Source organism: Halosegnis sp., assembly GCF_042216475.1.
GTDB lineage: Archaea > Halobacteriota > Halobacteria > Halobacteriales > Haloarculaceae > Halosegnis.
In genome coordinates this window covers 87,209-94,057 of the sequence record NZ_JBDGTV010000011.1, presented here as the reverse complement: position 1 = coordinate 94,057, position 6,849 = coordinate 87,209, and the positions used below count along the sequence as shown (strand labels likewise).

General features: G+C 64.7%; 6 protein-coding genes and 3 pseudogenes. 4 read left to right on the top strand and 5 right to left on the bottom strand.

Going from position 1 to position 6,849, the window contains the following annotated elements; translation table 11 throughout:
* Positions 1–354, bottom strand: a pseudogene (locus tag ABEJ63_RS07815) (RNA-guided endonuclease TnpB family protein); the annotation flags it as partial.
* A gap of 44 nt (positions 355–398) precedes the next feature.
* Between ABEJ63_RS07815 and tnpA the strand changes: the two are divergent.
* Positions 399–797, top strand: coding sequence for an IS200/IS605 family transposase (gene tnpA / locus ABEJ63_RS07810; protein WP_375795792.1), 399 nt, complete (start codon positions 399–401; stop codon positions 795–797).
* Between the two features lie 61 nt (positions 798–858).
* Here the strand turns inward: tnpA and mvaD are convergent, their stop codons facing one another.
* Complete coding sequence (gene mvaD / locus ABEJ63_RS07805; RefSeq protein ID WP_375795791.1) at positions 859–1,827, bottom strand: phosphomevalonate decarboxylase MvaD; 969 nt, start codon at positions 1,825–1,827, stop codon at positions 859–861.
* 137 nt (positions 1,828–1,964) lie between these two features.
* Here mvaD and ABEJ63_RS07800 point away from each other — a divergent pair, with 137 nt between their 5' ends.
* Complete coding sequence (locus ABEJ63_RS07800) at positions 1,965–2,753, top strand: aldo/keto reductase (protein ID WP_375795798.1); 789 nt, start codon at positions 1,965–1,967, stop codon at positions 2,751–2,753.
* Between the two features lie 42 nt (positions 2,754–2,795).
* Positions 2,796–3,797 carry a DNA-methyltransferase gene (locus ABEJ63_RS07795; RefSeq protein ID WP_375795790.1) on the top strand — a complete coding sequence of 334 codons (1,002 nt, stop codon included), beginning with the start codon at positions 2,796–2,798 and terminating at the stop codon, positions 3,795–3,797.
* A gap of 13 nt (positions 3,798–3,810) precedes the next feature.
* Here ABEJ63_RS07795 and ABEJ63_RS07790 read toward each other — a convergent pair.
* A pseudogene (locus tag ABEJ63_RS07790) lies at positions 3,811–4,479 on the bottom strand (RNA-guided endonuclease TnpB family protein); the annotation flags it as partial.
* 27 nt (positions 4,480–4,506) lie between these two features.
* Positions 4,507–4,787: pseudogene (locus ABEJ63_RS07785) on the bottom strand (amphi-Trp domain-containing protein).
* An 86-nt stretch (positions 4,788–4,873) separates the two neighbouring features.
* Here ABEJ63_RS07785 and ABEJ63_RS07780 point away from each other — a divergent pair.
* Positions 4,874–5,554, top strand: coding sequence for a type I 3-dehydroquinate dehydratase (locus tag ABEJ63_RS07780; RefSeq protein ID WP_375795789.1), 681 nt, complete (start codon positions 4,874–4,876; stop codon positions 5,552–5,554).
* 74 nt (positions 5,555–5,628) lie between these two features.
* Here ABEJ63_RS07780 and ABEJ63_RS07775 read toward each other — a convergent pair whose 3' ends face one another.
* Positions 5,629–6,789, bottom strand: a complete 1,161-nt coding sequence (locus tag ABEJ63_RS07775; protein ID WP_375795788.1) for a 3-dehydroquinate synthase II — start codon at positions 6,787–6,789, stop codon at positions 5,629–5,631.
* Between the last annotated feature and the right edge of the window lie 60 nt (positions 6,790–6,849).

Genomic DNA, 6,849 nt, shown 5'->3' with positions numbered 1-6,849 from the left:
GCGGTAGCCTTCCGTGTGCGCCATCACGAGCGGGTACGCACCAGATTTGTCCGTATTTGGCGGAGTCGGTCTGCCGCCATCGGGGTCGTCTTGTTTGCGCCACCAGTCGAGGAGTGACTGGTAGGAGTCCCATGTTTGGAGGGCTTTGCCGACGACCGCGCACTTGTTGTTCCGCAAGAAGTCGTCGCGGTCAACCTCCTTCTGTATCTCGGTACGATTGTACCCTTGCTGTTTGAGGTGAATGGTGTCGTTGAATATCTCGCGTGAGGCGAGGCGGGCGTCGTGAAGCCACGACCGTTCACCAGACGCTATCTGAAGGCGCGTCTGAATCGTCTTCGTGGCTTCCTCACCCATACCATGACAACCGTTATAGACTGTCATAAATGTAGGGATTAGAGATGGAGGAGTACCGCAGTCATGCGCATTCAGTTAGTTCCTGCAAGTATCACTTCGTGTGGTGTCCCAAGTACCGCCACCCGGTTCTCGATGTAGTGGAGGCCGATGTGCGAGAGTTGTTTGCGGAGACTGCCGACCACTTCGGACACGAGGTTCTCGCCTTGGAGATTGCGGACGATTACGTCCACCTGTTTGTGCAAACAGACCCGAAGCACAGTCCAGCGGATATTGCCCGGCAGTTCAAATCGTACTCGGGTAAGCACTTGCTGGAGCGGTATCCCGAAATTCGAGAGTCGTATTTCTGGGGCGGTGGATTCTGGAAGGTTGGGCACTACGTTGGAACGGCGGGAGCGGTGTCGGAGGAAGTAGTTGAACGATATATCGAGGAGACAGAACACTGAATCGAGTGTCGGGCTTCACCCCCGACCCCGGTGGGTCGGGGAACTCGCCCTCGCAGGTTGTTTAGAACAGCGCCTCGCGTTGGTCGAGCAGTTCGGCCGGGCCGCCGACTTCCCAGACGCGGGTCGGCACGAGTTCGGCGATTGCGGACTCGACGCGGTCGACGTGCGCTGCGGTCGTGTTCACATAGACGGACGCGCCGGTATCTGTCGAGTAGTAGGCTGGTATCCCCTCTTCGCGGAGGTCACGCACCCGCTCGAACACTGCCAGCGTCTCTGGCTGCCAGTAGACCCAGCCTGCAGGGCCAGTCATCGTCGTGGCGGCCAATGATAGCGAGTCGTGTTCCGCGAGTTCAAAGGCGTCCTCGAACGCCCCGCGCCGCAGGGCGTCGCGCATATCCGCGATTTGCTGATGGATGTGGGCCATCCGCGCCTCGAACATATGCGAGTCAGCCGCCTCGCGGTGGGCTTCCTCGGTGTGCTTGAACGCCGGGACTTCCGCGGCCACAATGCGGAGATCCTCTTCGAGATCCGTCTCGATACGGTGGGCCCGGCAGTCGGCGTCGTTCATGCCAGCGTCAAGCTGCGAGAACGCGCCGGTGACCGCGCGCGCTGCGGACGAGGAGCCGCGCCGGGCGACTGTCGATATCTCCGGGCGGGTCATCTCAAGGCCAGCGGCCTCGACAAGCGCGACGGCTGCGGCCGCAAATCCCGATGATGAGGACCCGAAGCCAATGTTCGTCGGGAAGTTGTTCTCCGAGTGGAACCGGACCGGCGCATTGATGTCGGCTAACTCGCGCACGTACTCGACGACCGCCTCGATGCGCTCGCGGCCGCGGCCAGTCACCGCCTCGCCGTCGATGACGAACTCGTCCTCATCGAGCGTATCGTCGAACGCGGCGGTCGTCTTCGAGTGGGAAGGGGCAGTGCAGACGCTGATGGAGTCGTGGTACGGGAGTCGAAGCTCGGGGTCGCGCATCCCGTGGTATTTGACGAGCCCCTGAATCGGATGGGCCTTCGCGGTCGCCTTCATGCGCCAACCGCCGGCCGTCGCTCGTATAAAACTCGCGTCCCAGCCCGCGACGGACCGCAAGGGGTTTTCCGGCGACGCCGGTACCGGAGGGTATGTCACAGCGACAGCAGCCCATCGAGGGACCGACCCGGAAGGGGATGCCGATGCTCGGCCTCGGCACGTGGGAGAACGACGACCTCGACCAGTGTGCCGACTCGGTCCGGACCGCCCTCGAGGTGGGCTACCGCCACATCGATACCGCCCAGATATACCGCAACGAGGCAGGCGTCGGCGACGGTATCGCCGCCGCCAACGTCGACCGCGAGGACGTGTTCCTTGCCTCCAAGGTGTGGATTGACAAGCTCTCGCCGGCCGATGTGGCTCGGTCCACACGCGAGAGTCTCGACCGGCTCAACACCGACTACGTCGACCTGATGTACGTCCACTGGCCGGCCGGCGAGTACGCGCCGGCGGAGACGCTGCCCGCCTTCGCAGAACTCGTCGATGACGGCCTCGTTGAGCGGATCGGCGTCTCTAACTTCGAGCCGGCTCACCTTGACGAGGCGGCGGATGTGCTCGGCGAACAGCCGTTCGCCAACCAGGTAGAGATGCACCCGCTGCTCCCCCAGACCGAACTGCGCGAGTACGCCGCCCGCAACGATATCGAACTTGTTGCTTACTCGCCGCTGGCTCGCGGCCAGGTGTTCGATGTGCCTGTCCTCACGGACATCGCCGACGCGCACGACGCCAGTGCCGCGCAGGTGAGTCTCGCGTGGCTGCGCGAGAAGGGCGTCACCGCTATTCCCAAGGCGACCAGTGAGGCCCACATCCGCGACAACTGGGCAAGCCTGGGGCTCGACCTCTCTGCGGAAGACATCGCGCGCATCGACGACATCGACCGGCGGGACCGCCGTGTCGACCCCGACTTCGGCCCTGACTGGGAGTGACGTGACCGCAAGACCCGTAAGCCGTCTCGCCCTCACGCCCGTATGCAAACGCGCCACGAGGTCCGCGTCGGCGACGCGCGCGGACTCGATCTCGATTCTGTCGACCTCGTGGTCACCTCTCCACCGTATCCAATGGTGGAAATGTGGGACGAGAGCTTCTGCGCCCAAGAACCGGCGATCGAGACGGCGCTGTCGGCCGGCGAGGGCGACCGTGCCTTCCAGTTGATGCACGATCTGCTTGATGATGTCTGGGCGCGACTGGCCGATGTCGTCCGCGAGGGAGGAATCGTCGCGATCAACGTCGGCGACGCAACCCGAACCCTCGACGAGTTCCAGCAGTACCCTAACGCGGCGGAGATAACCAGCCGGCTGCGCAATCATGGCTTCCAGCCGCTGCCGGACATCCTCTGGCGCAAGCCGGCCAACTCGGCGGCGAAATTCATGGGGAGCGGCACGCTCCCGACAAACGCCTACCCAACGCTGGAACACGAACATATCCTGCTGTTCCGCAACGGCGGCCCTCGCGAGTTTCCTCCGAGCGACGAGACGCGCTACGAGTCGGCGTATTTCTGGGAGGAGCGCAACGAGTGGTTTTCTGACCTCTGGGAGATACGCGGCGAACGCCAGGCACTGCCGGGCGATGGCCGCGATCGCTCGGCGGCGTTTCCCTTTGCCGTCCCCTATCGGCTGGTGTCGATGTTTTCTGTCTACGGCGACCGGGTACTGGACCCATTCTGGGGGACGGGGACCACAGCGCTGGCCGCGCTTGTCGCCGGCCGCGACAGCATCGGCTATGAGCGGGATCCCGCCCTCGTGGAGACATTCGCCGCAGCTGCCGCCGACGCGCCCACCCTCTCGCGTACCGTCGTCGAGGACCGGCTCGAGGCCCACCGCGCGTTTGCCGCCGATGCCGAAACGAACCACGAGGCGGTCCATTACGAGTTCGGCGTGAAGACGAAGCTGGAACGGAAAATCCGTCTCTACGAAGTGACCGACGTGGTCCGTGAAGGCCAGACGTGGACAGCCAGCTACGCACCCGTCTGACATCCTCCCACGGCTAACGCCGTGGGGTTCCCCCACTGGGGGTTGAACCCACGGAGACGGAGAGGTTCGCAGGTTCCTCGTCGCGTGGGACGATGACCTGCGTTTCGGGCCGTGCCAGTACGGCCCCCGCCTCGGACAGCGGTTTCGAGAACTTGCCCAAGGCTCGTTTGCCGATGTTCAGCGCACCGTTCTTGTCGGCGTTGTCGTCCAACCCACACTCGGGACACTCGAAGCGTCCCTGCGTCTCACGGATACCCTCACAGGCACACCGATTGCAGGTCTTCGACGTGTCGTATTCTTCGACCAACTGCACCTCGATGCCCGCGTCGTGGGCCTTGTACTCGATGTAGTTGAGCAGGCGGGCGAACGGCATCTTGTGGGTCTTGTCGTTGACGTACCGCCCTTTGTCGTTGTCCTTGCGAATCCCGCCGAGGTCGCCCACGACGATGACCGCGTTCCGTTCTTCGGCGTCCTCCACGATTTGGCGAGCAATCTTGTGGAGGCGGTCGTCCACCTTCCGCGCTTCCGCGTCACCGATACGCTCGACCACCTGCTGTCCTTGTCGGGGTTTCGCTTTCCCGATGGACTTCCGCAGTTGCTTGTAGTGTTCGCGGAGACGGCGCACTTCCTCGCCGTAGAAGGCGGTCTTCCGGTCGGAGAGGAACGCGCAGGTAGCCCACCATCCACACGCACGTCTACGAGACCACGCTCACTCAATCTGGAGCTCGCCGCCGTCTCCGTCCCCGGCGTCCTCATCCCACTCGATCTCGAACTCGATGCTCAGTTCGTCGGCGGTATCGGCCGGCCCCTCACGTTCTGCCTTCACCTCGAAGGTAGGCGGGCTGGCGGGTCGAGGGTCACCGTCTCGCCACCGGCGCTGAGCCGGAGTGGCTCGCCACCCTCGAGGTTCTCGGCGACTGTCCGTAGATACGAGGCAATCTCGCCGCGGTCACGCTCCGTCTCCGACTTGAACAGCACTTCTTCGGGCATACCAGAGATAGACGCCCCACCGACATAAGGCCGCCTGCACGACCGCTGGCCGCCGGGGTTTTGCCGGTCGGCGTTCACCCGTCCGTATGGACGCCGATCTTTCGTTCGACACCTTCCGACTGGCGGCCTCGACCGCGGACCTCGCCGATGAGCCGCAGGCTCGCGAGCACGCCGACCTCGTCGAGTTTAGGATGGATCTCGCAGCTGACCCGCTGTCGGCGCTCGACGATTACGATGGCAACCTGCCGCTGCTGTGCACGAATCGGGCTGCATGGGAGGGCGGTGAGGCTGACGATGAGGGCCGGCTGGCGGCTCTCGAGACAGCCGCCGAGCATGAGGCGGTTGTCGCCGTCGATATCGAGGTGGCCGCAATCGAGGATGGCGCCCAGCCCACGCTTGAGCATGCGCACGACCATGGAGCGCAGGTTGTCGCCTCGGTCCACGACTTCGCGGAGACGCCCGAGGGTGAGGAGCTCGCACGGCTGCTCGCACGGGCGGCCGCGGCCGGCGACATCGGCAAGCTCGCTGTCACCGCCGAGTCGCGGGCCGACACCCTCCGGCTGCTATCGGTGACGCAGGCAATGCACGACGAGGGTGCGACCGTCGCGACGATGGCGATGGGCGAGCCGGGCCGTCACACCCGTGCGGTCGCGCCGCTGTATGGCTCGCGGATCGGCTACGCCCCGGTCGACCCTACGGACGCGACCGCGCCCGGTCAGTACGAGCTCGGGACGCTCGCGCGACTGGTGGCGGAACTCGACGACTGAACGCAGGTTGCCCTCCTCACACCGCTAAACGGGGTAGGCTTTCATTTTGCGGCCGCTGTGAGCGGCGACGCCGCTTACTTTTCGATTATCGTCTCTTCGACGGCCTCGCCGAAGTGGCGTGCGGTGTCTTCGTAGTACACCAGCAGCTCTTCTCCCGCCTCGAGGTCGGTGACGGCTCGGCGGCCCTCGGTGGTGGCGACTTTGATAGTCTCGGCATTCTGGAGCAGCGTCTCGATGCGGTCACCGTCGGGCGTCTCTGCTTCGATGCGGAACATGGGCCGCCGCTCAATCTTGGCGCGGCCGACGATGGCCTCCCGGGTGTTGCCGGCCGTATCGACGATCTGTACCTCGTCGCCCGATTTGAGCTCCGAGAGGTACTTCGTGCCGCCGCCGGGTGTCCGGACGTAAGCGTGGACGGCCCCGGCGTTCACCCGGAACGGCCGCGAGGCGACGTACGGAGAGTCGGCCGTCTCAGCGTGAACAAAGAAGAGTCCGCGCGACATCGACCCGACGAGCATCCCCTCGTCGTCGGTCATCATCGAGCCGGTATCGACACAGACCCGGTCGGCGCTGCCCGTCTCCTCGACGGCCGTCACCGTCGCATGGGTGAGTTCGAGCGTTTCGCGGTCAGCCTCGTCGCGCACGTCGACAACGTCACGGATGGTGCCCGGGTCGTCTGCGTCCAACAGGACTGCGTCGGCGCCCAGCTCCAGCGTTTCGAAGGCGGTGCGGGCCTCCTCGGCGGTGCGAACGCCTGCCACCAGCTCCGTCTCTTCGCCAATGCGGGCGATGAGATTCTCCAGCGGAATGATGGTCCAGTCTTCGCCGACAACGACAGTATACTCGGCATCCCCGGCGGCCGTCTCCGCGAATGACTCGTAGTCTTCGTTCAGGATACGGACGTACGCAGCCTCTGCGCCCCCTCGCCGGAGTGTGGTCAGGTCGGCGCTGCCAGAGAAATCTCCCGGGAGGTCGACAGTACCGTCCCCCTCGCCATCCTTGCCGACGACGCGGATGTCCGGCTCCTCGTCGGCCTCCTCGGCGTCCATCACGTGAACGTCATCGCCGGTGAACGCAGCGACGGTCACCTGCCCGAGTTCCCGCACGCGCTCGACATCACGGCGGTCCACGAGCACGACGTCGACGCCCGCTTCCAGCCCCGCGGTGATGCGTGCGCGCCGCGTCTCCCAGTCGCCGACCGAGTCGTCGGCCTTCAGCCAGACGGAGCGTGTCATATACGTGGGTCGGCAGGTCCGGTATTGAACGTGGCGAAACTTACACTCCTCCACGGCGAA